Below are 26,333 nucleotides of genomic sequence, written 5' to 3'. Positions count from 1 at the left end.
TTAGGTCAAGGGCCTAACTTCAACACCCAGCGAGGGTTGCACTTGCAGCCCTCGCTGGGTGTTTTTGTGTGTTCATCGACATGTCGACTCCGGGCCGTCGTGAAGCATGCAACCTTTCAACGAGCTTGACTATTGCCAGCTACACCGCAATGCATCTGATTTCATAAATGCCTTCCCACCTGGATTAATGTGGTTACCCCCGTGGCATTTTTACAACATGTGTCACAGTAGTCACGCTGGTAACATCCGTATCACCCTTTGTGGTCATGGGTACAGCTTCCTGTGCGTATCCCATGCCCCCGTGGATAGTTTTCGGAGCTTTTCAATCCTTCCTCGCCAACCCTTCGGGATTTCAGTTGCGCGTGGTTGCCACGGGGAATATTCACTTCTCCACGAAAGATACGTTTATGAAATCCGGACTCTTCTCACGCATGTCCAGTACGCTTTCCCCCAAGAACTCAGTCAGGCCCGCCACTGTCATTGCAGTAGCTACTGCCGTAGTTTTCGGATCCGCCTCCGTAGCCTCGGCGCAGGATATGAACAGCCTTCTGCCCGGCGCATCGTCTGACGGCAACGTTGTCGTCACCGACAGCCCACGAATCCAGGTCAATGTCGGGGAAAACAAGGGTGAAGACACCGTCACCGTCGAAATTAAGAACAACTACGACAGCAACTTCTCCTGTTTCGCTCCGGGTGTTTCTACCGATGCGAAGAAGCCAGCTCAACTGCCTAACACGGTGACTGAAGCCGAAATCGTCGCGCAGGCTGTGGATTACTACCGCACCTGGCCAAATGTCCCTTCCGATGGCATCAATGTACCTCTCCTGGGTGTCATCCCCACCAACGGACTGTTGGAATTTGTTCCGGACGGGCTGCTGGGCTCCGCCCTGGGCAAGCAGCTGAACACTCGCGCGCAGCTTTTCCGCGCCTGGGAGCAGGCAAAGTTGGCCGGCCATACTGGCGAGATTCCCGTCTTCGAGCTCAAGCCTTTCGACACTTCCACTCACGAAGTCGTTCTGAATAAGCCAGGTTCTGGCGAGCGAACAGATTTCGAGGCCGCCGCTCTCGTCTACTGCACGGACAACGATAATCCGCATAAGCAGCAGTACGTCTTCGCGGGCTACGAATCCGGCAAGGCTCCCAGGGTCGGCGGCTTCGGCGGTTCACTCGGCTCGCCTGGCCTCCCGTCTCCCTCACTAAAGATGTCGTAGTAAACCACCGCTTTACGACGCCCCCTCCCCGGCCCCTTATCCCTTCGCCTCTAAGGACCTGGATTCCATGACTTTCTCTCTGTCTCGTGTAGCTAAGGCCGCCACTCCTGCAGTGGCTCTAGCCGCCACCGTTACTCTGCTTTCCACCACTCCCGCTCTTGCAGATACCCACAGCAATGTCGTGCCCGGCGCGGATCAATCCTCGATTGTCGTGCACACTGACACGAAGCTGCTGACCGTTACCGTGGATGCAGCTGATGCTGCCGCAACTGAAATTTCCGGAAAGGTCACCAACACCTCAGATAAGAAGTTCACCTGTGCTGGCCCACGTGGCTCCGGCAAGGTCGCAGGCGACGTCACCACGTCAAAGCTGGTGGCGGAGTCTGAGGATTATTACCGCAAGAACACCTTCCGCGAACTGCCCAAGGTGCCAATCCAGATCGGTGGCATCCCCATCATTGGCAACATTCCACTGGGACAGCTGGACCTGGGAATGCTCGGACCGCTCCTACAGGGACTCGGTGGACTGCTTGGCGACCCGAATGCCCAGCGCAACCAGATTGCAAAGGACTACTCCACTGAGCGTGTGAAGGGTCACGCAGGTCTGATTGACGCGTTCACCATTGAGCCTGGTGCATCTCACGACTTCTCCGTCTATCTGAACAACCCGAGCTCAGGTCCGCGCACGGATTTCGATGCTGCCGCCTTCATCATGTGCACCGATGAGAGTAATGCCGCATACGCTTTCACCGGCTACGAGGAGGGAACTCGCACACCAGGCAGCGCATTCTTCGGCTCCCCAGGCCTGCCATCGCCACAGAGCCCGGGCTTCCAGAGCCCAGGCTCACAGGCCCCTGATAACCCCGAAACAGTACCGGCAGCAGAAACTGCCGGTACCGAGGCCGAGGCCTCAGAGTAATTCCGCTGCCCGGGTCTCCTCAGATCTCCCGGTCCCTTCTCCAGGTAGCTGTCCTTGAGTGACCGCTCAGCGGACAGACGTACGACCCTTTCGATAGAAAGCAATGCCATGACCTCTCGCAAGACCCTGCGCATCACCACGGCAGTAGCCTGTGCCTCCGCATTTGCCCTCTTGTCTGCTCCGGCTGCTATGGCAGACAGCGCAACTGCGACCCATACCGACAGCCAATCCATTTACAGCCGCACTGTCAGCAACACGACACCGGCTCCAGGTGAAATCATCACCTACGCCCAAACCTTCACCACAACCTCTGGAAATGACTACATCTACGATTGGAAGAACAACGTAGACTCCTGCCTCGAGTACCAGTCGGGTTCTGCAACACTCCAGATCGGCAACGCTTCCGCAATCACACTCCCCGAGGACAAAGTGACTGCTACGCCAGGTGCCACCGCCATCAGGTCCAATGATGCCTCCGGCTACTGGACCTTTAACAAGGACGCCCCGCACACGTTTACTCTGCAGTACAAGGTGAGTGACGCATGCGCACAGGGCAAGGAACTCACTTCTGGGTTTTACTACAAGTACGGAAGCTTTCTGAGCTCAAAGACCTACGGCAGTGACAAGTTCAATGGCGGCCCAGGAATTACCGTTGTCGACGCTAACCGCGTCCGCACGTCCGTAGAGCTGGTTGACACTCCGGACACAGCAGTGGTGGATCGCCCGCTCACCTTGAAAGCAAAGGTTACTGCCAGTGCAAACGACGGCGTGGACGCTCCTTCCCTGGCAGGTAAGAAGGTGAGCTTCGTCAGTGGCAGCCGCACCCTCTGCACTGCCGATATCGCTGCCATCACCGGCACAGCCACGTGCGATTGGACCCCAACCAACACCGGAAACTTCGAAGTCAAGGCAGTCCTCGAGGACTCCGCTGAGATCCTCGGCAGCAGCTCGGCCGCCAGGTCCATCACCGTTACCGTCGCCCCGCCCGAGGCTCCCTCGGAGCTAAAGGCCGAACCCGCCAACGCTTTTGCCAAGGCACAAACAGTCATCAGCGGAAAAGCTGAGCCGGGCACCACTATCGAAGCCCTGGGCCCAGGTGGTACCCGCTGCGTAGCCAAGACCAATGATGAGGGAGCATTCTCATGCAATCTCGGATTCCTTCCGTCTATCCCGGGCACTGTCACCGTCACCGCAGCCCGAGGTGACGCAAAGTCGGAACCACGCCAGATGCTGGTCAATACACAACCTAGCTTCTTTGATTCCTTGAGCTCGCCTGGCCTGCCGAAGTTCGAGTTTCCGACCTCCGGCAACTAAGCGTGCCCGAGAACCTCAGCACCTACACACGTAAGCAAAGGTTGCAACGGTTTTCTACACAAGTTCAGCAAAGCCCGCGATATGCTGGGCAGTATGTCGAAAACCTATGTCGGATCCCGTCTCCGCCAGCTGCGCCGCGAACGCGACCTCAGCCAGGCTGCGCTCGCGCAGGCGTTGGGCCTCTCGGCTAGTTACGTCAACCAGATTGAGCACGACGTCCGCCCGCTGACCGTTCCTGTTCTGCTTCGTATCACGGACACATTCGGCGTTGACGCGACTTTCTTCTCCCGCGATGACGACTCCCGTCTCCTCGCTGAGGTTCAGGACGTGGTGATGGACAAGGAGATCGCTAAGTCCCCCATGGATCTGCAGGAGATCTCGGAAATGGTTCGCGACCATCCCGACATCGCCCGCATCATGGTGGACATCCACCGCCGCTACCGCAACGTCACCGACAAACTCTCCCTGGCCACCGAGGAGCGCAACTTCGGCAACAGCACCGACACCGCCTCCGGCTCACAGGCGCTGACCATGCCACATGAGGAGGTCCGCGACTACTTCTACGCCCGCCAGAACTACATCGCTTCGGTCGACACCGCCGCTGAGGAGCTGGCCCGCGAGCTGCGCATCACCGACGAGACCACCGATGTGGTCTCTGTGCTGGCCGACAGGCTGTCCAACGACCATGGGATTCGGATTGCGCTGGAATCGTCGTTAGGCGATGTGCAGCACAGCCTTGATCGGCGGACAAAGACGCTCTACCTCGCGCGGCACCTCTCGCCGGGGCAGCGGGCCTTCCGCATGGCCACGGAGCTGGGGTTTTTGGAGCAGGGCGAGACCATTTCCGAGGCCGTCGCGTCCGGGCATTTCATGTCGGAGGAGTCGCGGAAGCTGGCGCAGCGCGGAGTCGCGACGTACTACGCGGCGGCGCTGATTCTGCCGTATGAGTCGTTCCATGCGATGGCTGAGTCGAAACGCTACGACATCGAGCTGTTGTCGCGCACTTACGGCGTCGGCTACGAGACCATCTGCCACCGATTGTCCACGATGCAACGCCCCAGCTTGCGCGGCATCCCGTGGACATTCGTGCGCGTCGACCGCGCGGGTAACATGTCCAAACGCCAATCCGCTACGGGCTTCCACTTCACGCATTCGGGCGGTACCTGCCCGCTGTGGAACGTCTACGAGACCTTCTCCTACCCCGGCAAGGTCATGCGGCAGGTCGCGCTCATGCCGGATGGTCGGCCGTACATGTGGATCTCGCGGACCGTGGAGCATCACGCGGCACGTTTCGGCAAGCCAGGTAAGGTTTTCGCCATCGGTTTGGGCTGCGAGGCCCGTCACGCTGAGCGCACCGTGTACGCCGATGGTCTCGATCTCGCGGACCTCGACGCCGCAACTCCAATCGGTGCCGGCTGCAGGGTCTGCTCCCGCGAGGCCTGTCCGCAGCGCGCGTTCCCGCCGATCCATCGCGACATCGACATCAACATGCACCGCTCCACCGTCTCGCCGTACTAGTTCGCTTTACGACGGGCGCAGGGTCGGCCTGTTTGCGGGGGCTTGGTTCGCGCAGGATGCCCCCCCCCAAAAAAAGGAAGACCCCAAAAAGAAAGTGCTTAAGTTTATGACACTTTCGCACCGATTTTCACGGTCAAACTGTCATAAACTTAAGCACTAACTCGTATTTGCCTGAACCGGGACCAGCCCAGTGAGAGCCAGGACCAGCGAAAACTGGCCCCAGGCCAAAGCCACAACCTCTTACAGGTTGATCATCTTGCCCATAACGCCCTCAGCTGCTTCCTTCATAGCCTCGGACATGGTCGGGTGAATGTGGACGGCGCGGCCGATTTCCTCAGTGGTCAGCTCGTACTTCTCAGCCAGAACCAGCTGCGGCATGAGCTCGGAAACGTTGGCACCCACCATATGGCCACCCAGCAGCTCGCCGTATTCGGCATCTGCAATGAGCTTCACGAAACCAGCCGGCTCCGCCAGACCCTGGGCCTTACCGTTTGCAGAGAACGGGAAGGTGGAGACCTTAATCTCGCGACCGTTCTCCTCTGCCCACTTCTTGGCCTGCGCCTCGGTCTTACCGAAGGAACCAACCTGCGGGTTACAGAAGGTTGCGCGCGGCATCATGTTGTAGTCCGGGATGGTCTCGGTCTCGTGACCCGCCATGTGCTCAGCTGCGATAACGCCCTGTGCCTCAGCGACGTGTGCCAGCTGCAGCTTCATGGTGACGTCACCGATGGCGTAGATGTTGTCGACGTTGGTGCGCATGTACTCATCGATGACAATCTCGCCGCGCTCGCCCAGCTCAACACCGGCCTTGTCCAGGCCGATGCCCTCGGTGCGCGGTGCGAAGCCGATGGAGACCATAACGCGGTCGACGGTCAGAGTCTGCTCGTCGCCACCATCCTTGGCCTCGACCTTGACCTCAACCGAGTCACCATTGTCCACGATGGAGGTGGTCTTGTGCCCGGTCATGAGCTTGACGCCCAGCTTCTTGTATTCCTTGGCAATAACCTTGGAGACGTCTGCGTCCTCGTTCGGCAGAACGTTGTCCATGAACTCGACGATGGTGACGTCCACGCCGTAGTTGGCCAAGACGTATGCGAACTCCATACCGATGGCGCCAGCGCCGACGATAACCATGGAGTCCGGCAGCTCGTCGGAGAGAATCTGCTCTTCGTAGGAAACGATGTTGCCGCCGACCTCAACGCCCGGCAGGGAACGGACGACAGAGCCGGTTGCAATAATCGCCTTGTCGAAGGTAATTTCCTTGCCCTTGTCATCGCCATCAGTGATGGCCATGGAGGTCGGGCCAGTGAATTCACCGAAACCGTTGATTTCGGTGATCTTGTTCTTCTTCATCAGGAAATGAACACCCTTGACGATGCCCGCGGACACCTTGCGCGAACGCGCGTGTGCGGCACCGAAGTCAAAGGAGACATCGCCGGAGATACCGAAGGTCTTAGCCTCATGGTTGAAAATGTGCGCCACCTCGGCGTTCTTCAACAGAGACTTGGATGGAATACAGCCAACATTGAGGCAGACACCGCCCCAGTATTGCTTCTCCACCACAGCAGTCTTCAGACCCAGCTGGGATGCACGGATTGCTGCGACGTATCCGCCAGGACCGCCGCCGAGTACTACAAGATCAAAATGTTCAGCCACGTGCATAAGTCTACGCACGACTTGCCTTTACTTCACGTGCGAGTCCCGGTTTTACCTACTGCGGTCGGCTACGGTGGTGGACATGGGCACCGACACGGACACCGACTTGGGCAACAATTTCTCCTTCCTCTCCACTGACCTTGTCCCCGATTGGCTGGACGATATCGACGGCTCCCAGGCGCTGGCGTGGGCTCGCGCGCAGTCGGAGGCCAGCGTCGCAGGCGTCGATTCGCTTGCCGACGACACCAGCGACCGCACCAACCTGGAACAACGCATCCTGACTGCGCTCAACACCGATGCCCGGATCGCATACCCGGTGCGGCGCGGCGAGTACCTCTATAACTTCTGGCGGGATGCCGAGCATCCGCGGGGTCTGTGGCGGCGCACCTCGTTGCAGAGCTATCTGGCTGGCCAGGAAGATCCGCAGGCGACCGAGTGGGAAGTGCTGATTGACCTCGATGAGCTGGCGAAAGCCGAAGGAGAAAACTGGGTCTGGAAGGGCACGGTGTGCCGTTATCCGGAGTATGACCGCGCGTTAATTCTGCTCTCTCGCGGCGGCGCCGATGCCACCGTGGTGCGGGAGTTTAACCTCGTCAACTGCACTTTTGTCAAGGATGAGCCGTTCTACCTCCCGGAGGCGAAGTCCGATGTCTGTTGGTTGGGCCGTGACGAGATTCTCGTTGGCAGTGATTTTGGTCCCGGGTCACTGACGGATTCGGGCTACCCTCGGCAGGTACGTAGGTGGCGGCGCGGCATGCCGTCGTCAAGCGCGGATGTGATTTTCTCGGGCCACAGTGATGATGTGGCCGTGGGCGGCTGGTTCGACGCGACGGAGGGTTTCGAGCGGCTGTTTGTCGAGCGTGCGCATGATTTTTATAATTCGCAGCGGTTCGTGGCAGCGGAGCGTTCGGGCAAGTTGGCGGCGCAGCAGAATGGGGACTTTTCGCTGCAGATTCTGGAGGTGCCGCAGGACTGCCGGACGAGTGTCCATAGGCAGTGGCTGGTGCTGATGCCGCGCACGGACTTCAACGGCATTCCGGCTGGTGGCGTGGCTGTTGTGGAGCTAGAAAAGTGGCTGGCAGGCTCGCGTGAGGTGGAGGTGATTTTCACCCCGGATGCGCACACGTCGTTCCAGCAGCTCGCGTGGACGAAGAACTTCCTGGTGCTGACGCTGTTGGAGGATGTCGCGACGAAGGTGGTTGTCTTGCGGGAGGGCTCATGGGAGCCGGTGGAGGCCTTCGGCGAGTTACCTGCGCAGGCCACTGTGAGCGTGATTGATACGGCCTCTGAACGCGATGATGAGATCTGGTTGGTGTCGACCTCGGCAACGCAGCCGGCAACCCTCTGGTACGGGCAAGTCGGCAGCCCGCTCACGGAAGTGCGGCGTGCTCCGGCGCTCTTCGACAGTGAGGGGTTGGAGACACGCCAGCACTGGGCGACCTCGGCCGATGGCACGCGCATTCCGTATCGCATCACCGGCCGCTTCGGCGCGGAGGCGGGCGCTGATACAGGTGATGGCACAGGCGCGGAGACAACCACAGACGCACCCACTCCGAACCCAGCCCCAACCCTCGTGCACGCCTACGGCGGTTTCGAGGTCTCGCTGGTCCCGCAGTACTCGGCGATTCGTGGCCTGACCTGGCTCGAGCGCGGCGGTTACTTCGTGGAGGCCAACCTGCGTGGCGGTGGCGAATTCGGTCCGACCTGGCACTCCTCGGTGGTCAAGACTGAGCGGATGAGGGTCTATGAGGATCATCAGGCCGTGCTGCGCGACCTTGTTGGACGTGGCTACTGCACCCGCGAGCAGCTGGGCGTACGTGGCGGCTCCAACGGCGGGTTGCTAACCGCTGTCTGCCTCACCTCCTACCCGGAGTTGGTAGGCGCAGTGGTGTCCCAGGTGCCGCTGGCGGACATGATGCGCTATCACAGGCTGTCCGCGGGAGCCTCGTGGATGGCCGAGTATGGAAACCCGGACGACCCCACCGAGCGGGCTGCGATTGCGCAGTATTCGCCGGTCCAGCGCGTCGTCAAGCGAGAGCAGCGCGCCTACCCACCGGCGTTGATTACGACTTCCACCAGGGACGACCGTGTCCACCCGGCGCATGCGCGGAGCCTGGCGTGGCTGCTGGAAGAGGCGGGACAGCCGGTGGACTATCACGAAAACACAGAGGGCGGGCACGCGGGCGCAGCGGATAATTCGCAGGTCGCGTTCGTCGAGGCGCTCATATCTACGTGGCTGTGGAACAAGCTCAAGTAAGGTAACAGCCGTGAGTAGCGCTGATTTCACTAATCCATATACCGGTATCGCGTTCAACCTGGGTTTCCGGGTGAACAAATACGAGCTGGACCTCGACTATTGGGTCGGGCCGAATCGTCTGAAGGCGACGGCGACTCTGCATATCGAGATCAACGCCTGGACCTCGCACATCACGCTCGACTTTGCGGATGCGCTGGGGGCCGATTCGGTGGATGCGATTTCCGATTCGCAGGCACACTCAATCGATGTGAAGCGTTGGCGCCATTCGGGTCGTAAGCTGCGAGTCACCTTCGACCGCGAGCTAGCTCCCGACGAGACGCTGCGGTTGATTGTCACTTACTCGGGCACGCCACGTCCGGTGCGCTCGAAGTGGGGCGAAATTGGCTGGGAGGAACTGGAAAACGGTGCGCTCGTGGCATCGCAGCCGGTGGGCGCGGCGTCGTGGTACCCCTGCGATGACGATCCCGAGGTCAAGGCATTCTACGAGTTCACGATGGTCACCGACGCTCCCTACGAGGTCGTCGCACCAGGGCTTGCCGACGCTCCGGTGAACGTGGGCGGATCGCGCCGCCGCTGGCGGTTTGTCACCGAGGAGCCCATGGCCTCCTACCTGGCCACCATCAATGTCGGCCAGTTTAAGAAGGTCGAGCTGCCGTGCCAGACCTCGACCGTAGTGGCCTGGGTGCCCTCTGAGTTGGTGGCCAATGCCCGCCATGACTTCCGCGATCAGGGCCGCATGCTCGATGAATTCGCCAAGCTCTTTGGTCCTTACCCCTTCCGCGCCTACCAGGTGGTCATTTGTGAAGACGACCTGGAGATCCCCATCGAGGCACAGGGTCTGTCCATCTTCGGAGCCAACCACGCCGACGGCAAGGACACGTGGAATCGACTGATTGCCCACGAGTTGTCACACCAGTGGTTCGGCAACAGCGTCGGCATTTCGCAGTGGCGCGATATCTGGCTCAACGAGGGTTTTGCCTGCTATTCCGAGTGGGTGTGGTCCGAGGTCAGCGGCGGTGCCAGCGCGGATGTGCACGCCCGCAAGCACTACCTGGACCTGCTTGAAGATGATCAGGACATCATCATCGCCAACCCAGGGCCCAAGCTGATGTTCGACGACCGTCTGTACAAGCGCGGCGCGCTGACTGTGCACGCTCTGCGTCTGCTGCTGGGCGACGAGGTGTTCTTCGACCTGGTGCGCAAGTGGACCACCACCAACCGCCACAGTGTGGTCGATGCAGTGGACTTCCGCGCACTGGCCAACCGCGTATGCCGCGAGCGTGGCATCACCACCTCGCACCTGGATGTCATCTTTGACTCCTGGCTGTCACGCAGCTCCTTGCCGGACTTCCCCACCGACCCAACGCGTTCCCCTGCTGACCAGGGCATCGACGATAATGGTGCTCCGATCGTGGACGAGGAACTGGCCGCTCAGTTTGAAAAGCTCGGCTACTCGAAGGCCAAGGACTAGAGAGCTAGAGGCACGTCAATGTCCGGTTTCAAATGGTTGTCGCTGGCCACGATTGTCGCAGCGATAGGCAGCTTCGCGGTGCTGATTATCTCGGCCCGCGCACTTCCCAATGCGGTAAACCTGCAGTTCGTGGCGTTCTGGGGGCTTTTCTTCGCGCTCACGGGTGTTCTCGGCGGGCTGATGCAGGAGACCACGCGCGCAATCGGCGCTGCGGAATCGCGGGATCGGGATCGAGAGCAGGAGCAGAGGCAGGGGCGAGGAGCCTCGGCAGCAGATCAAACTCTCGGTGCTCGTCCCATCACAGTGTCCCTGGGCGTCGCCGCAGTTACTTTCGTCACCATGGCAGTGACGGGTCCGCTGTGGGCCCCACTGGTCGTGCAGGATGACGCCGGCACTGCAATTCTGCTCATGGCTTTTGGTCTGGCGCTGTACTCCATGCAGGCCACCACCTCGGGTCTGCTCAGCGGCCGCCAACTGTGGGGCCCCTACGCCGCGCTAATCATGATTGACATTCTCGTGCGCGTGGCTCTGGCACTCATCGCCTGGTACTTCGACTGGGGCCTGCTGGCATGGCTGATTATCACGGTCTTCGGCACTGTCAGTTGGCTTATTCTCGCGCTGTTTTCCCCGGCAACCCGCTCGGTCATGTTCGCGCGTGCCGACGTCCCGGTGCGCCGCTTCATCACTCTCATGGTCACGGCCATGGGCGCATCCGGCGCATCTGCTGTGCTGGTCACAGGTTTTCCGACAATCGTCAAGATTGCCGGCGAAGCGGTCACCACTGGCGCAGGGATCGCCGAATCGCTTACCCCGCCGCATGCCAACAACTTCACCGCAGCGGTGACCATTGCGGGTATCGCCTACGCCGTAACGCTGACGCGCGCTCCGCTGCTCATGCCCTTGGAGAAGTTCCAAAACGCCATCATTGTGAGCTTTGTCCGGCACCGCTCCGAGGGCGTACTGGCAGCGCTGGCCAAGCCGTTGGGAGCGCTGGCTGCTTTCGGCACCTTCGGGGCGGGCCTGGCATGGCTCATCGGCCCGTGGATTATGACTCTCATCCTGGACGATAGCTATCGCGTGTCCGGGCCGGTGCTCGCAGCGCTGACACTCGGTGCGACGTTGACCGCCATGTTGATGATTACCGGCTCGGTCACCTTGGCAGTGGAAAAGCACCATATGTATCTGATCGGTTGGTTGGCTGCGACCACGATCGCCGTTGCCATTCTTTTCCTCCCTGGGCACCTGTCGGTACGCACGGTCGCGGCTATCGCCGTAGGCTCAGCAGTAGGTGTTGTCATTCACCTGCTTGCGCTGCGCAAACTTTCCCCACGTGCTGCCAGGTCAGCCGTATCGGAGGCTTTTGCGATGGAATAACACCACCCGCATCCAATGCCGTCCCCCCCCCAAAAAAACTGTCCAAATCCCCCTGCAACTCCCAAGGTTCGAGACTCACATGTCCACCATCACTAACCTCACGGTTCTCATGACCGTCTACCACCGCGTCGTCCCCGACCAGCTCGATGCTGCGCTGCAGTCGCTGTGGAACCAGACGCGTCCGGCCGCGCACGTCATCGTGGTCATCGATGGCCCGATCGGGCAGGAACTCGACCGGGTCGTCGTCAAGCATGAGCAGGCGCATTCGGAGATGACCGTGCTGCGTTGTACGGAAAATGGCGGCTCGGGAGTGGCTTCGCAGGCGGGTCTTCCGTTGGTGGAAACGCCATGGGTGGCGCGGCTGGATGCGGACGATATTGCGCGTGCGGACCGCTTTGAAAAGCAGTGGGACGTGCTGACCGCTAATCCGGAGTTGGATGTGCTGGGCAGTGCAATGGCGGAGTTCGAGGGCACGCCGGACAAGGTGGTGCGCGTGCGGACTCTGCCGCAGACGCACGCCGAGATTGCGCGTTATATCAAGATTAATTCACCCGTGAATAACCCCTCCTCGATGCTGCGAACGGCGAAGGTGCGTGAGGTCGGTGGGTATCGTGACATCCGTCTGATGGAGGACTACGACCTCTGGGTGCGCCTCATGGCCGCCGGCGCGAAGTTTGAGAATCTGCCCGAGCCACTGGTGTACTTCCGCGCCGACGGCATGTTCGAGCGGCGAACCTCGCGCGGCATCATCCGCGGTGAACGTCAGCTCCAGCGCACGCTGGTAGCTGAGGGGCTGATTTCCAGGCCGCGGGCGGTGTTTAACTTGGCGGTGCGGACACTTTTCCGACTTTTGCCAACTCAGCTCATGTCACGCGCATATCGACGATTGTTTGTGCGGTAGGCTTCGGAACGATGACTGACAACATGGATTTCTCGGACACCTGGCTGATTGTGCCGTGCTACAACGAGGGCCAGGTTATTCGTGAGGTTCTCGAGCACGCTCGCGAGACCTTCCCCAACATTGTCGCGGTCAACGACGGCTCTTCGGATAACTCCAGCCTGGAGATCCACAGGGCTGGCGCTCACCTGGTCAACCACCCTGTCAATTTGGGTCAAGGGGCGGCTATCCAGACCGGTGTGGAATACGCTCGCGCGCAGGCTGGCTCGAAGTACTTTGTCACCTTCGACGCCGATGGCCAGCACCAGGTCAAGGATGTCGTCGCCATGGTGCAGCGACTGCGCAGCGAACCAATCGACATCATTGTGGGGACCCGTTTCGGCCGCCCTCGCGCCGAGGATGACCAGGTGCCGCTGATTAAGCGAATTGTCCTCAAGACGGTGGTCATGTTGTCACCACGCACGCGCCGGCTCGGGCTTACCGACGCCCACAACGGTCTGCGCGCCTTCAACCGCACGGTGGCAGAGCAACTGAACCTGCGCATGAACGGCATGAGCCATGCCTCCGAATTTGTCGAGGTCATGGACAACAGAGGTTGGCGTACCGCTGAGCAGCCGGTGGATATCCTCTACACGGAATACTCCATGTCCAAAGGGCAATCCTTGTTCAACGGTGTCAATATCCTTGCCGACTCCCTGATTTCGAAGAGGCTGCCATGACCGCATCCATCGTTCAAATTATTTTGCTGCTGGCGATGGTGGGCCTGGTGGCTTACTTCGTCGCTAACCGTCGTAAAGCGCGCGCCAAGGCGGGCGTGAAGCTGGGATTCGTCCTTTTCGTCGTCGCGTGCCTGTGGGCAATCGTGCGTCCCGACGATCTGACCGTGGTGGCCAACTGGATCGGTGTGACCCGGGGCACCGATTTGCTGCTCTACGTACTGGTGTTGGCGTTTGTGTTTACCACGGTGTCGTCCTACATCCGCTTCCGCGAACAGGAGCTACGCTACGCGCGACTGGCTCGTGCAGTGGCTTTGAAGACCGCTGTGCGTCCGGAAGAAGAAATTGTGATTTCGGGCAGCCAGAACAGCAGCCAAAAGGACAGCGCGACGAAGGTCGAGAACAACGCTCCGTCCGACTAATCGGCACGCTAAGCGCATGTGAATCTGAGGCTGTGGTTCCATAGAAGCCATGAGCGAAGAAAATAAGGACAACGCAGCCGCTGACAACAGCAGCGATTCGCAGCAGCCCTCGGCAGACGCAGCGTGGCAGGAGACACCGCAGGAACCCCAGCAGGGTTCTCAGCCGGTACCCACTGAGCAGGACTTGGAGTCCTGGTCTGCCGACAGCGGTGGGAAAACTAAGTCGTGGTACTCGATTCCGAACGCCGCATGGGCGCTAGCTGTCGTCGCATTGATTGTTGTCGGTGCAGCGGGCTTCTTCGCTGGTTCGCGTTCGGCTAGCTTCAACGGCGTGAGCACCGTCAACATGGCGGGTGTTGCACCAGGCAAGGGCGAGATTGCGCCAGTGCCTGGCCCGAATGGCTCTTTCGACGCCAGCATCTACGGACCAAAGGCGGGAGCGCAGCTGAAGTCCCCGGAGGACATGGACAATGTCCACCGCCGCAATGAAAATGATCCTTTTGCTCTCGGTGCAGTGGATGCGCCGGTCGTAATCTCGATCTACTCGGACTTCGAGTGCCCGTTCTGCGCGAAGTTCGCAAACGAAACCGAGCCTGACCTCGTGGAAAAGTACGTCAACGAGGGACTGGTCCGCCTGGAGTGGAACGACATGGCCATCAATGGCGAGAAGGCCATCAAGGACGCTGAGGCCGGCCGTGCCGCAGCAGCGCAGGGAAAGTTCTGGGAGTTCTCCCGTGCGCTGTTTAAGAAGGCCGGGGAAAAGGGCCAGGGCCACCCGGAGTTCACTGAGAAGGACCTGATTGCCGTCGCTCGCGAGGCCGGTGTGCCGGACATGAAGCGCTTTGAAAAGGAGCTGAAGGACGGCAAGTGGACCGAGGCAGTCAAGAATGCCACCCAGTTTGGCTCCATGCTGGGCATTTCCGGTACTCCGGGCTTCCTCGTTGGCACTCAGTTCGTCTCAGGCGCACAGCCTCTTGACGTGTTCGAGGACAATATCGAGCTGGCTCTCATCCACGCTAAGCGCATGGAAGAAGCTGGCAAGTAAGTTGCGCTGACTTGCTGCTAACTTATGCGGGCGAGTGCATGAAGCCGCCCGCGTAAGTTGTGCTAGCCCTGATTCCGGAAGTACTCCACAGTACGGGCAACGCCCTCCTGAATACTCATAGCCGGCTCCCAGCCGAGTACCTCACGCGCCCGCGTGGGATCCAACGCAGACCGCGCCACATCACCAGTGCGCGGCGGTGCAAACTCCGGGTTATCCTCGGCATCCGCAGCCTGCGCCACCAACGAGTGCAGCTGACGATCCGAAGTTTCGACACCGGTGCCAATGTTAAAGCGCATTCCGCCACCGACCTCGCCGGATGCGCGGTAGAAAGCATCCACCACATCGTCGACATACACATAGTCGCGGGTATTTCCGCCGTCACCGAACACCTTGGTCGACTCTCCCGCCAGCAGACGCTGGGAGAAAATAGCCACCACACCGGCCTCGCCGTGCGGATCCTGTCGCGGGCCGTACACATTTGCCGGCGCGATGTGCGAGCATTCGAGCCCGTAAAGATTGCGGAACATATTCAAGTACAGTTCGCCCGTCGCCTTTGAGGCGGCATAGGGGCTCATCGGATTGACCGGCACGCTTTCCGACACCGGAAGCTCCTCCGGCGTGCCGTAGATGGAACCGCCCGAAGATGTAAACACAACCTTGCGGACACCCTGCTTGCGAGCCGCATCGGCAAGTTTGATTGTGCCAATGATGTTCAGCGTCGCATCCCGCACCGGGTCGGCTACGGAAATCCGCACATCAATCTGCGCTGCGAGGTGGAAAATAACCTCCGGACGGCTTTGCTCGAGCAGCTCGTCCCAGTCCACCTCCAGCACATCGGCGGTTATGAACTCAAAGTCGTCGTTAAGCGATGCCTGCTGGAGATTGTCCAGCTTTCCGTGGGAGAGATCGTCCAACGCCGTGACCGCGTACCCTTCAGCCAGCAGCCGGTCAACTAGCGTCGAACCGATAAATCCGGCACCGCCCGTCACCAGCGCGCGCGGTTTCGCGCTTACCGACGATTCTGTCATCGCGGTGGCCGGTGATTCGTTCTTGTGCTTCTCCATAGGAAGAACTATAGGCGCTTAGTAAGGAAAACCGCTTATACGTGTGCCAACCTCACATTGACGGGGTTGATTAATCTTCCGAGGAATGCGAGATTACTCAGCGCGCTGTGGCAGGTTGACAGTGGAATTGAAGAAAATAACCAAGCCCATCAGGATGGCGATGACCATACCGCCACCGAGCATGACCGGGTAGGTCATCCAGGAGATGGACTGGGAGAGCTTGGTCAGAATTGCCGGGAATGCGAAGCCGATGTAAGTCAGGCAGTAGAAGATACCGGTCAGCCCGGCCATGTCGCGCGGGCCGGCGATGCGCTGTACCTCGTTGAGGCCGGTAAACATGGCCAGGCCGTAGCCCGTGCCCAGCACCAGCGCTGCAATAAACGCCGTCACTGCGGTGGGGTTGGTGGACATCCATGCGGCCATTCCCATGCCGATGACCACAATGCCAATTGCGATTAGCGAACCGCGGGCGTTGTGCTCGGTTACAAAGCGTGGACCAATCTGCTGAATGCCAAAACCACAGAGTAGCGCAAACAGTGTGACCATCGCGGAGTAGAACACTGGCTGGGAGACGTGGTCCTGCAGCAACGACGGAATGATTGCGTAGGCAACACCGGCTGCACCGAAGACCCACGGCGCTCCCATCGCGGCGACGAGCAGGAAGCGACGGTTAGTTACCGAAGGGGTGTGTAGGGACTCCCAGACAGTCTCGTGCGGAGCGTTGCTGCCTCCCAGGTGCGGCGACTGGCGGGTCTCCGGCACAGCCACAAGACCGAAGATTGTCGGGATGGAGATCAGGATGTGGATGATATAAGCCAACTGCCCCGGCAGCGGTGCGAACTGCGCCAGCGTGCCGGCAATGCCCGCGCCTAGGCCAAAGCCCAAGGTCAACGCCATGGACTGACGCTTCGCTCCCGAGGTGGAGGTGGCCTTGGGGTCAAAGCGCGGATCGGAAAGCTCCTTTACCCACGAGCCGCCCACGGCCATGACAATGCCGACTGCCAAGCCCGAGATAAAACGACCAGTGAGGATGAGCGGGGCGATGGTCTCGCCCAGCGCGATGAGAGTCGAGCCCAGAATCGAGAGCACCGGCGCGGCGAGCATCACCGGCTTACGGCCGATACGGTCCGAGATTGGGCCAGAAATCAGCAGTGCCGGTGCGATGCCGAGGGCGTAGACCAGCAATAGAAGGTCAATGAACACCGGCGCCAGGTCGGCGTTTTCGCGGTACATCACCATCAGCGGTGTGAATTCATTGCCACCCCACGCGACGGCGAAAACTGCAATTGCGGCGAGCAGCCACAACGGCGTGCCCTTATTGGATTTGGCCCTGCCGTGAGGTACCTCATTTTCATTGCCGTTAGTTCCTGCGTGAGAAGACATGTCGTTTACTTTACGACGGTCCCCAGCGTCTTACGCACAATGGTGCGGATTAAAGCAACCGGAGCTAACCACAAGAGGTGTGCCGAGGTAGTTGAGCAGGCGGGGCGGGGCAACTGAGTCGGCTAGTGCTGTGGCGGCTAATGCGGTGGCGTGCCCAGTTTGGGCACCTCGGCTTGGTTTCGGTACATATGCCCCTGAAACCTGGGGCTCACACCCCCGTCTCGGGGTGGCATGTTGCCGACCTTGCGCCCCTGCCCCATCCGGGGGCAATGATCTTTTCGACACTACATCGTTATTATTCCGTTACTTCTTTCATATCTTGCGTCACTTTCGCCACACTATTCACACAACTTCTGATTATATAATTACAAATTAGTTCAATGTGGGGGTAGCCGAACAGTCATAAAACGCAGATTTCCCCTATTTAAGACAGTCTCACGCACAAACGGCCACTAGGTCGCGCAAATTAAGCCAGAAACAGCCCGTCGTTAAGTAGCGTCCAACCCACCCCCTTTACATACCCCCGAATCCGACTTGTCAGGCATGCGTATAAATAAATCGGTCACAAACAAAGGAAATCTACCGCCATTCACCAACCCCCATTACCCCCGTTGCCCACTTTTTGTCGTCGCTCGCTGAAGTTCAAACGCTGGTCGCTACCGGTCTGGCTGTGTAAGAATTCGACACCGTCAAACAATCTGTCCATTCCCCAAACGCTGGCTGAGAAAAACCTGGGGCGATTTCTGCACGACCGCTGAAATCACCAAGGTCCTCGATGGCCGTGCGGACGGGTATGTAAAGAAAGTCTTGTTGTTTTATGACTACTTCGATCATCGCGAATGATCCCAAGCAGCGCCGCAAGGTGCTCACGGGAACTCTCGTGGGTACGACCATCGAGTTTTATGACTTCCTGATTTACGCTCAGGCCGCAGCTATCGTGCTCGCTCCGCACTTCATCGAGCCGGCTGCGAAGTCGAACCCACAGGTCGCTCAGGTGCTCGCCTGGGCAACCCTGGGTATTTCCTTCCTCTTCCGCCCGCTTGGCGCTATCGTCGCCGGCCATATCGGTGACCGCTACGGCCGCAAGATGATTCTGGTCTTCACCCTCATCGGCATGGGTGCAGCTACTTTCTGTATCGGTCTGCTGCCGACTTATGAGTCAATCGGCATCGCTGCACCTATCCTGCTGGTTCTGCTCCGTATCTTCCAGGGCCTTTCCGCGGGTGGCGAATGGGGCGGTGCGGCCCTGATGTCCGTGGAGTACGCACCGAAGGAAAAGCGCGGTATCTACGGCGCATTCCCGCAGGCCGGTGTTCCGCTGGGTCTGACCCTGGCTACCGGCACCATGCTGATTGTTATGGCTATCATCGGCGAGGAAGCCTACATGGACTGGGGTTGGCGTGTGCCATTCCTGCTGTCCTTCATCCTGGTTCTGATTGGTTACATGATTCGTCGCACCGTCGATGAGTCCCCGGTCTTCCAGGCTATGCAGGCTGAGTCTGCCGAGCGCTCCGCTCCGCTGCCGGAGCTCTTCCGCAACCACTGGGGCAAGGTTATCCAGGGCGCCCTGATCTTCGCTGCTCAGCAGGCCACCGGTTACCTCGTGATCGCATTCTTCGGCGCTTACGCACAGAAGACACTGGGCTACCCCGCAACCGTCGCTTGGACAGGCACTCTCGTCGCCGGTATCTGCTGGACCATCTTCATGTTCATGGCCGGCGCTTGGTCCGACCGTATCGGCCGCGCAAAGACCTTCATCATCGGCTACGTCCTAATCATGATTTGGGAAGCCGTCATGTGGAGCCTCCTGGATAAGGGCCCGTTCCTCTACGTCATGACCGTCGCAGTCCTCACTCTGCCGCTGGCACTGACCTTCGGCCCGCAGCCGGCCATGTACTCCGAGATGTTCCCGGCTGAGGTTCGCTACTCCGGCGCTTCCATCGCTTACGCCATCGGCGCTGTCCTGGGTGGTGCATTCGCACCGATGATTGCCCAGATGATCATGGACGCCACCGGTAACCCGTTCTACATCTCCATCTACCTGATGGCCATGGCTATCCCGGCACTGATTGCCCTGTTCCTGCTGCCGAAGGGTCTTGAAGACCGTGACCTCATCGAGCACCCGGAGACTAACCTCGACGAAGTTAAGTCGCGCGTCTAGTTCCCACAGCTAGGGGTCTGACCGACCGAGGGTCTGATTACGCGAGCCGTCGTCAAGCACTGCACAACGCAGCATTTGCTTGACGACGGCTTTTGCGTTTCCGCCTTCCTTTTATCTCGGTAACTGGTTTTCTCTTGCCGCGGCCCCGATTTCCTCATGAGTTTCTCAGTCGAAAGCGGCTGACAAGCCCCAGATATCCCATTAACGTTGGGTTATGGCACAGACTTCTTCCAGCTCCGCGCGAATCCCCCGCCGTCGCTCGACCGACGGTCCGAAGACGCTCCCCTCCCGTCCTGAACCGGAAGTGGCAGGTGCACTGCAAAAGGCCCTGGACGGCTATTTCCCCGAGGCGCGCGCTGATGTCCGCGTCCTTCTAGAAGACCCCTCCCTGCGGCCCACCTCTGGGCTGACCGTGGAGGAGGCCAGGCAGCACACCACCGACGCGCTTTCCAAGGTGCTTAAGACCGGCATGCCCTATGGCGCTTTCCGCACTGACCAGGGCGGCACGGGAGATACCGGTAGCACTCTCTCCGGGATTGAAATGCTCGGCTGCACCGACTTGTCGTTGATGGTGAAGTCCGGAGTGCAGTGGGGCCTTTTCGGCGGCGCTGTCAGCAACCTGGGAACTGCGCGTCACGGCGAGTTGGTGCGTGACCTCATTGAGCTGCGGGCTCTCGGCTGCTTTGCCATGACCGAGCGCGGCCACGGCTCGGACGTGCAATCACTCGAAACCACGGCGCACTACGACCCCGAGACGGAAGAATTCATCCTCAATTCGCCTACGGCTTCCTCTGAGAAGTGGTTTTTGGGCAATGCCGCGCGCGATGGGCGCTGGGCTGCGGTCTTTTGCCAGCTCTACACGCCAGGGCAGGAAGAATCCCATGGCGTGCACTGCATTGTCGCTCGAATCCGCAATGATGATGGTTCGCCTGTCGACGGAGTTGCTATCGGCGACCACGGCACCAAGGGCGGCCTCTTGGGCGTGGACAACGGCACTCTCATGTTCGATCATTACCGCGTGCCGCGGGAGAACCTGCTTAATCGTTTTGCAGATGTCTCGGCCACTGGCGAGTACAGCAGCGATATTGACAGCCCCAATGCACGGTTTTTCACGATGCTCGGTGCCCTCGTGCGCGGCCGCGTGACAGTCGGTGCGGCCGCTGGTGCGGCAACCCGCACCGCACTGACCATCGGCACTAAGTACGCACACTTGCGGCGCCAATTTGCTCCCGACGATTCGCTGCCGGAAAAGAAACTCATTGAGCACCGCCAGCACCGAATCCGACTACTCCCCCGCATTGCGCGTTCGTACGGTCTGCAATTTGCGACCAACCTGCTAATCAAGCGGATTCACGACCTCGAAGCGGAAGGACTGGACCGTGCGAATCTAACCCCGGAGCAGGCTCGCGATCTGCGTGAAGCGGAGGCACATGCCGCCGCCTTGAAGGTCGCCAACACCACACATGCCACTGATGCCATCCAGGAGATGCGTGAGGCCACCGGTGGAGCTGGCTACATGGCAGAGAACCTGTTGACCATTCTCAAAGAAGACTCTGACGTATTCACCACTTTTGAGGGCGACAACGTGGTGATGTTGCAGCTGGTCACCAAGGAACTCTTGGGCGGTTTTGCCCGGGAGGTGCAGAGTTTTTCCAACCTGGAGATGGTGCGCTTCGGCCTCGACAATTTCAGTGGCATATTGCGCCGTCGCACCGGTGCGGATGCCGTCGTCCAGAACCTCTTGGATGCGCTGACTGACGCTGATGAGTCCTCGCTCTTTGACCCCGCCAGCCAGATGCAACTGCTCATCGAGCGTGAGAACCGACTTCTCAAGTCCCTTGCCCGCAGGCTACGCCCAGCGCGGAAACTTCCTGTTGAGAAGGCTGCGAAGCTGGTGGACAAGGTCCAGGACCACATGATTTCCTGTGCGTGGGCACATATCGATCGCATGATCTTGGAAGCATTCTTCGAAGCCGAATCCACACTCACAGACGAGCGCTCTCAAGAAGTGCTCGAACAGGTTCGTGATGTGTTCTTCCTGTCGGTTGTCTGCGATAACGCCGGCTGGTTCTTGGAGCAGTCACTGCTCACCGGTACTCGCACTAAGGGCGCGCGAGCGGGCTTGGCCGATCTGGTTGATTCCCTTGGCCCCTGGTCTGAGGTACTTGTCGACGCCTTTGGTGTCCCCAGCACCATGCTGGACATCCCCATGATGGAGCCTTACGACGCGATGACGCCGAAGGCTAAGGCCAACCCGGCTAGTTAGCGGGTTGGCTACTGCGCCAAGAAACCTTCCAACCCAGCCACAGTGGCCTCTGCCAAACGCTGACGGCCTTCGCTGGAGGTCAAGACGGCAATGTCGCTGCTATCGCGCATGTTGCCGTATTCGACCAGTGCCTTTGGCTTCGTCGATAGGTTGAGTCCGGTGAGGTCTGCACGCGGATTCAGCCCCTCGCTTCCGAGATAGTTAGACGGAGCAAAACCAGCGGCAACAAACGCATCGCGCAGGGCAGTTGCCAGCGCGGTAGAGCCCTGCTCGTCATTATTGGCGAGTGGCTGAGAAATCGCCGACACATGGAATCCGCGGTTGCCCTCTCCAGCGCCGTCTGCGTGGAGGCTCACCACGGCATCGGCGTTGGAAGCATTTTCCTTCTCCGCACGGGCATCGATGCAATCTGCACGACCAGCGTCATCCGCGCGGCTGAGTAGCACCTGAGCACCGCGCTGTTCAAGCAGCTGCTTGATTTCCTGCGCCATCAGCCAGTTGAACTCGTGCTCCGGAAAGCCGTCGTTGGAAGCGGTGCCGGAGGTATTACACGGCTTTTGGCCACCGCGACCGTCAGTGACCATCAGGTCGGCAGGTGGTGGGGTGCCGGCGTGTCCCGGGTCGAGGTAGATGACCTTGCCGGCTACAGCGCTGGAGCCGTCGGCACGCGAAGTAGCGCGATTAGCTTGCTGCTGTGGCGCGTCGCCCGGAGCGACTGCGTCGGGGTTAGCAGAATCAGGCATTGCAAACTCCTCATTCGGCGGCGTGGGGTTCGGCATCTGCATAGCCTCCTCTTCAGCTGCCAAGGAGGTTTGAGTTTCCGTAGACGCAGTCTGCTGAGCACTTCCTGCGTTGGAAGCTTCCGTGTCGATGGTGCAGGCCACAAGACCGGCAGGCATGATTGCCGCGGCCGCCAAAACCACAGCTAGTCGTCCCGCTGATGGTCGCACTACTAATCGCTGGTGTCCGGGCTGTCGCATCGTGCGTTCTCCTAGTATCCGCGTACCTGCCATGTGCTGAGTAACAGTAGCAAACACTCGATTGAGAGTCCCGGCTCCGAGATTTCCGCCCCCATTCGTTTCGGGGGAGCCACCCCACTCCTCGGCCTGCCGCTGGATTCGCTCTCCTCATGTTTGACCGATCCAAGAAATAAAAAATGGGATCCTTTTAAAGGATCCCATTTAAACCTGAGCCGCCTGCGAGAATCGAACTCGCGACTTTCTCATTACGAGTGAGACGCTCTACCGACTGAGCTAAGGCGGCACGATGCCGTGTGTATATGCACCACGTGAGAGTTGAGCCTAGGCCGGGACTGAGAAAGAAATCGGGCTGCTTAATCTAGGGCACGCGCAGCACATGCTGCAGGTTAGCGCGCACCGCAGGCCAGGCGCAGGTGGCCCACCATGCCATCGAAAGCCCCCTGCGGGGTGACGTTCTGCGGCAGCTGCTCGCGGCAGGTGCGGATGGCGGATTGGGCAGCAAGCAGACCGTCCTCGCTCACGCGCTGGGCAAGCTCGCCCGCCAAGCCCGCGAAATCCGGGTGGGTCATCTCCACCTCGGCACCGACTTTGAGCATGAGCGCATGGCGGTAACTACCGGCGAGATCCACGAGGGCGATTTCGATTCTGCTTGTACAGGCTGGCGTGGCGCAGCCCGGTTGACAATTCACTTGAAATTTATCAGGGCTGCTGATTTTTGTGAATCACGCCTCCGCCGAAGGGGGTATGTGAGCACAGGTTACTTTTAGCGTGTTCGGTACACCGCACGGGATGGTGAAAGACCCGGCGAGTTACCAGCCGCGGATGGCCACTCGGTCCCAGAGCGCGTTGCTCGCCAGCTCACCAGCGCCCGTTGGTGAAGTGCCAACGAACACGTCTCGTGCGTCAGAATCATCAGCGAGGATGTAGCGGAACCACGCGGTGGCGTAACCGTCCCCGAACTCCAAAACATCCTTGTGGTCCACACCCAGGCGGCGGGCAATGACCGCCGGGCCACCAGCTGATTCAAAGTTCTCCTCTAGGTCTGACCAAGGGCTAACGAACCAACGGTCCGAACGGCCATCGCTCGTCATCAAGAACAACGGTGCTTTTACGTTCGCGGTGGTGTAGTCCCAGTCATTGGACTGTGCCACTTTGTGGGAGGCTGGGCTTGCCGCATATACAGCTGCTACCTCCGTGTGGGCCGCAGCGTTGATGGCACCCGCACCACCCTGTGAGTGTCCGAAGATGCCGACCCGTGATCGGTCCACACGGGAATCCAGTTCCGGCAAGTGCTCGATCAAGTTCACGACATTCTCCCCTGTTCCAGTTTGGAGAGTCTCATCGCCGACAACCACGAAGCCCCAACTAGCCAGGTGCTCCGCCACGGGCAGGTAGCTGCTCAACGGCGTGTTCGTGCCATTAGCCATGACCACCGCCGGAAACGGTCCCGCGCCCGTCGGTGCCGCAATGGTCACGTCACCGTCACGACGCACGTCGATTTCGTGCGGTCCCTCGCCCGCAAACGATGCTTCCAACGGACCACCCGTCTCAGCGCTGTATCCGGCAGCCACGCCGTCATCACCGGTCACGCTGTCTGCGTCTACCCACTGCATGAATCCCACAAACCCGACAGACACCACCACAATCACGGCCACCACGGCAATCATGCCAACCACAAGCTTTTTCATGCTCTATATTGTGTTTCCCACGAGAGCGAAAGGCACTAGCGCTAGCACTACTTTTTCCTGTACACAGTGCATGACCTGGCACTACCTATAGAAAGACGATACGGCGAATCAAAGTGCGGGCACTCCCCGTCCCACAACGGTAGAGTTGTGGCCGTTTAGCCCACCTGACCCACCACTTACTCGGAGCTTTCTCATGTCCAACTTTTCTGCACGCCAGCTCAAACGCTTCATGGGGTTCTGGCCGCCCTTCTTGGGCGCCGGCATAAGGATCAAGGAATTCGCCGATGATGGAACCCGCGTCGTTGTCAGCCACAGGCCAAACATGCTGACCAAGAACGCCATGGGCGTTGCCTTCGGCGGCACGCTCTCCGCCATGACGGACCCCTTCTTCATGCTCGCCTCCATGCACCGCTTGGGTAAGGAGTACCGCATCTGGGATACCGCTGGTGAGATTAAGTACTTGAAACCCGGCCGCGGCACAGTCACCGCCGACATGCGCATCCCCGAGGAGACCTACGCGCTCATCGAAGAAAAGACGGCCAACGGTGAGAAGTATTTGCATTGGTTCGACGTGGACATTCTTGATGAGGAAGGCGATGTCGTCGCCCATGTGCGCCGCCAGGTGTACTACCGGCGCAAGCAAAAGTAAACAGCGAGTGCGAAGGGCTGCGCGTGATTGCAGACGCTGGCTAGTGCCACCGAATTACCGGTGGTATTTTCCCGAAATTCTTGCGCCGCGTTTACCTGGTATTTTGAAACCATTTCGAGCGCACTGGGAAGATTTGTGTTGTAGAAGGCCTCGCGCCCCACTATTCTGGCAGGTACAGCGTCAACCCGAGAAGGATAAAGCTGGGTTCCCGAATGGGAGTAGGGCTTCAGCCTGAGAATTCCTTTGCTCCGAGGGTTGGCGTTTTTACTTTGTTTTCACCTTGGCCTGCAAGACATCAATACACGTCCCTGGCTCTTTTTCGAGTTGTGCAACGATAAACTCGATTAATCGCTGAGAGTATGCCCAGGATGAATTGGGTTCTCCAGCGGTGCTGCAATCGTGCGCGTACCTGTCATCCTCTTTAAATTGAAATACCTTATTGAAGAGATTGAAGTGCCACCGGTTGAATAGCTTTTCCTCGCCTCGGAAGTAAATAGTGGTTTTCGACTTCCTTAACCGGTTTCGCACCTCTTTTACTGCATTACCAACTGTGTAAGGGTAATAGGAGGCAGCGTCTCGGATGTCTTTAACGATGGTGATGCCGGCTTCCGCGTCTTTGTCGACATAGACGTTAAGATCGACATCCTTCGCTTTCTTGACGATGCGCAGGTTTGTCTCATTGATGACGGCAGCGGCACCCCCTTCTCCGGTTCCTGCCGCGTCGGCGGCTAGCTGACTCATCTTGAGAAGCTTCTCTGCGACATGAGGCTCGTACTTCGTCCGAATCACGTCGGGGTCAATTGCACCGCGGCGCACGGCCAACGTCAAGTGATTCTCCGGTATTAAATCGCTAACGGATTCGCCATGAAGTTCGAGGAGCTTATCTGCATAATTCATGACAGATTTTTGAAGGAACGGTCCGATGAAAATCTCATATTCATCAGTGATGAAGTGGGTATTGACATTGCGGAAGCGAATGATTTCCGCCATGTTGACGCGCAGTGGGGCCTTATCATTCGTAAAAATCTTCTTGAGACAGTCTGCTAGAGCAATTGTCTTTCCAGATTCGTCCGAGTAATAGATTGACTCGATTCCCCGCTCGCGGACCAGGTACGCCTTGAGCATTAACTCCCATGCGTTGCAGAGATAAATTGAACAGGTCTCCGCGTGGTATTTCAACGTTGGCCTGTTGTACAGCTCCACTGCAAGAGCAAAAGCTTCCTTACTCTTCTCTAGGAGCCGCTCAATGATTTCTTCCTGCCCCTTATCCACGAGGGATCATTCTAACTTCTGCTCCCGATTCACCTCTTCGGTGTTCTCAGCCTGTGCCCTGTCTACACT

20 protein-coding genes, 1 tRNA gene and 1 pseudogene are annotated in these 26,333 nt (G+C 59.2%); 14 read left to right on the top strand and 8 right to left on the bottom strand.

Annotated features, from left to right (window positions below; all coding sequences use genetic code 11):
- Window positions 1-431 precede the first annotated feature (431 nt).
- From CRD20_RS06450 to ramB, 4 genes are all read left to right on the top strand, one after another.
- Window positions 432-1,211 (top strand): hypothetical protein, encoded by a 780-nt coding sequence (locus CRD20_RS06450; protein ID WP_152681234.1) that lies wholly within the window; start codon window positions 432-434, stop codon window positions 1,209-1,211.
- A 67-nt stretch (window positions 1,212-1,278) separates the two neighbouring features.
- Complete coding sequence (locus CRD20_RS06445; protein WP_187401363.1) at window positions 1,279-2,130, top strand: hypothetical protein; 852 nt, start codon at window positions 1,279-1,281, stop codon at window positions 2,128-2,130.
- 108 nt (window positions 2,131-2,238) lie between these two features.
- Window positions 2,239-3,444: an Ig-like domain-containing protein gene (locus tag CRD20_RS06440; protein ID WP_187405099.1), complete on the top strand. Its 1,206-nt coding sequence runs from the start codon at window positions 2,239-2,241 to the stop codon at window positions 3,442-3,444.
- A gap of 93 nt (window positions 3,445-3,537) precedes the next feature.
- Window positions 3,538-4,962 carry an acetate metabolism transcriptional regulator RamB gene (gene ramB / locus CRD20_RS06435; protein WP_038629316.1) on the top strand — a complete coding sequence of 475 codons (1,425 nt, stop codon included), beginning with the start codon at window positions 3,538-3,540 and terminating at the stop codon, window positions 4,960-4,962.
- Between the two features lie 240 nt (window positions 4,963-5,202).
- On the opposite strand, the gene lpdA is transcribed toward ramB, so the two are convergent.
- Window positions 5,203-6,618: a dihydrolipoyl dehydrogenase gene (gene lpdA / locus CRD20_RS06430; RefSeq protein WP_049189521.1), complete on the bottom strand. Its 1,416-nt coding sequence runs from the start codon at window positions 6,616-6,618 to the stop codon at window positions 5,203-5,205.
- Window positions 6,619-6,700: 82 nt separating this feature from the next.
- Between lpdA and CRD20_RS06425 the strand changes: the two genes are divergently transcribed.
- From CRD20_RS06425 to CRD20_RS06395, 7 genes are all read left to right on the top strand, one after another.
- Window positions 6,701-8,875, top strand: coding sequence for a prolyl oligopeptidase family protein (locus CRD20_RS06425; protein ID WP_187405098.1), 2,175 nt, complete (start codon window positions 6,701-6,703; stop codon window positions 8,873-8,875).
- 10 nt (window positions 8,876-8,885) lie between these two features.
- Window positions 8,886-10,346 carry a M1 family metallopeptidase gene (locus CRD20_RS06420; protein WP_187405097.1) on the top strand — a complete coding sequence of 487 codons (1,461 nt, stop codon included), beginning with the start codon at window positions 8,886-8,888 and terminating at the stop codon, window positions 10,344-10,346.
- Window positions 10,347-10,364: 18 nt separating this feature from the next.
- Window positions 10,365-11,720: a lipopolysaccharide biosynthesis protein gene (locus CRD20_RS06415; protein ID WP_187405096.1), complete on the top strand. Its 1,356-nt coding sequence runs from the start codon at window positions 10,365-10,367 to the stop codon at window positions 11,718-11,720.
- A 79-nt stretch (window positions 11,721-11,799) separates the two neighbouring features.
- The gene (locus CRD20_RS06410; protein WP_187405095.1) at window positions 11,800-12,621 is read left to right on the top strand and encodes a glycosyltransferase; all 822 of its coding nucleotides are present in this window, start codon (window positions 11,800-11,802) and stop codon (window positions 12,619-12,621) included.
- A 23-nt stretch (window positions 12,622-12,644) separates the two neighbouring features.
- On the top strand, window positions 12,645-13,337 hold the full coding sequence (locus CRD20_RS06405) for a glycosyltransferase family 2 protein (protein WP_016421953.1): 693 nt from the start codon (window positions 12,645-12,647) through the stop codon (window positions 13,335-13,337).
- Window positions 13,334-13,756: a DUF2304 domain-containing protein gene (locus CRD20_RS06400; protein ID WP_048732304.1), complete on the top strand. Its 423-nt coding sequence runs from the start codon at window positions 13,334-13,336 to the stop codon at window positions 13,754-13,756. Before CRD20_RS06405 ends, CRD20_RS06400 begins: the two co-directional genes overlap by 4 nt.
- Before the next feature lie 49 nt (window positions 13,757-13,805).
- Window positions 13,806-14,801 carry a thioredoxin domain-containing protein gene (locus tag CRD20_RS06395; RefSeq protein ID WP_048732301.1) on the top strand — a complete coding sequence of 332 codons (996 nt, stop codon included), beginning with the start codon at window positions 13,806-13,808 and terminating at the stop codon, window positions 14,799-14,801.
- Between the two features lie 62 nt (window positions 14,802-14,863).
- Here CRD20_RS06395 and CRD20_RS06390 read toward each other — a convergent pair whose 3' ends face one another.
- Window positions 14,864-15,829: a GDP-mannose 4,6-dehydratase gene (locus CRD20_RS06390; RefSeq protein WP_187405143.1), complete on the bottom strand. Its 966-nt coding sequence runs from the start codon at window positions 15,827-15,829 to the stop codon at window positions 14,864-14,866.
- Window positions 15,830-15,958: 129 nt separating this feature from the next.
- A complete protein-coding gene (locus tag CRD20_RS06385; protein WP_070603578.1) occupies window positions 15,959-17,248 on the bottom strand; it encodes an MFS transporter in 1,290 nt (429 codons plus the stop codon).
- An 817-nt stretch (window positions 17,249-18,065) separates the two neighbouring features.
- Here CRD20_RS06385 and CRD20_RS06380 point away from each other — a divergent pair.
- The gene (locus CRD20_RS06380; protein WP_048732297.1) at window positions 18,066-19,409 is read left to right on the top strand and encodes an MFS transporter; all 1,344 of its coding nucleotides are present in this window, start codon (window positions 18,066-18,068) and stop codon (window positions 19,407-19,409) included.
- Window positions 19,410-19,623: 214 nt separating this feature from the next.
- Complete coding sequence (locus tag CRD20_RS06375) at window positions 19,624-21,675, top strand: acyl-CoA dehydrogenase family protein (protein ID WP_187405094.1); 2,052 nt, start codon at window positions 19,624-19,626, stop codon at window positions 21,673-21,675.
- Window positions 21,676-21,683: 8 nt separating this feature from the next.
- Here the strand turns inward: CRD20_RS06375 and CRD20_RS06370 are convergent, their stop codons facing one another.
- From CRD20_RS06370 to CRD20_RS06355, 4 genes and pseudogenes are all read right to left on the bottom strand, one after another.
- Complete coding sequence (locus CRD20_RS06370) at window positions 21,684-22,655, bottom strand: N-acetylmuramoyl-L-alanine amidase (protein WP_187405093.1); 972 nt, start codon at window positions 22,653-22,655, stop codon at window positions 21,684-21,686.
- Window positions 22,656-22,865: 210 nt separating this feature from the next.
- Window positions 22,866-22,938 (bottom strand) — tRNA-Thr (locus CRD20_RS06365).
- Window positions 22,939-23,041: 103 nt separating this feature from the next.
- Window positions 23,042-23,299 (bottom strand): annotated as a pseudogene (locus CRD20_RS06360) (DNA polymerase III subunit delta'); the annotation flags it as partial.
- 165 nt (window positions 23,300-23,464) lie between these two features.
- Window positions 23,465-24,343, bottom strand: coding sequence for a hypothetical protein (locus CRD20_RS06355; RefSeq protein WP_187405092.1), 879 nt, complete (start codon window positions 24,341-24,343; stop codon window positions 23,465-23,467).
- 193 nt (window positions 24,344-24,536) lie between these two features.
- On the opposite strand from CRD20_RS06355, the gene CRD20_RS06350 reads away from it, so the two are divergent.
- Window positions 24,537-24,992: a DUF4442 domain-containing protein gene (locus CRD20_RS06350; RefSeq protein ID WP_187405091.1), complete on the top strand. Its 456-nt coding sequence runs from the start codon at window positions 24,537-24,539 to the stop codon at window positions 24,990-24,992.
- 264 nt (window positions 24,993-25,256) lie between these two features.
- Here CRD20_RS06350 and CRD20_RS06345 read toward each other — a convergent pair whose 3' ends face one another.
- Window positions 25,257-26,264 (bottom strand): DUF3644 domain-containing protein, encoded by a 1,008-nt coding sequence (locus CRD20_RS06345; protein ID WP_187405090.1) that lies wholly within the window; start codon window positions 26,262-26,264, stop codon window positions 25,257-25,259.
- Between the last annotated feature and the right edge of the window lie 69 nt (window positions 26,265-26,333).

It is taken from the genome of Corynebacterium sp. LK33 (assembly GCF_014334955.1).
Taxonomy (GTDB): Bacteria; Actinomycetota; Actinomycetes; order Mycobacteriales; family Mycobacteriaceae; genus Corynebacterium; species Corynebacterium jeikeium_D.
This window is presented reverse-complemented; position numbering and strand designations above follow the sequence as displayed.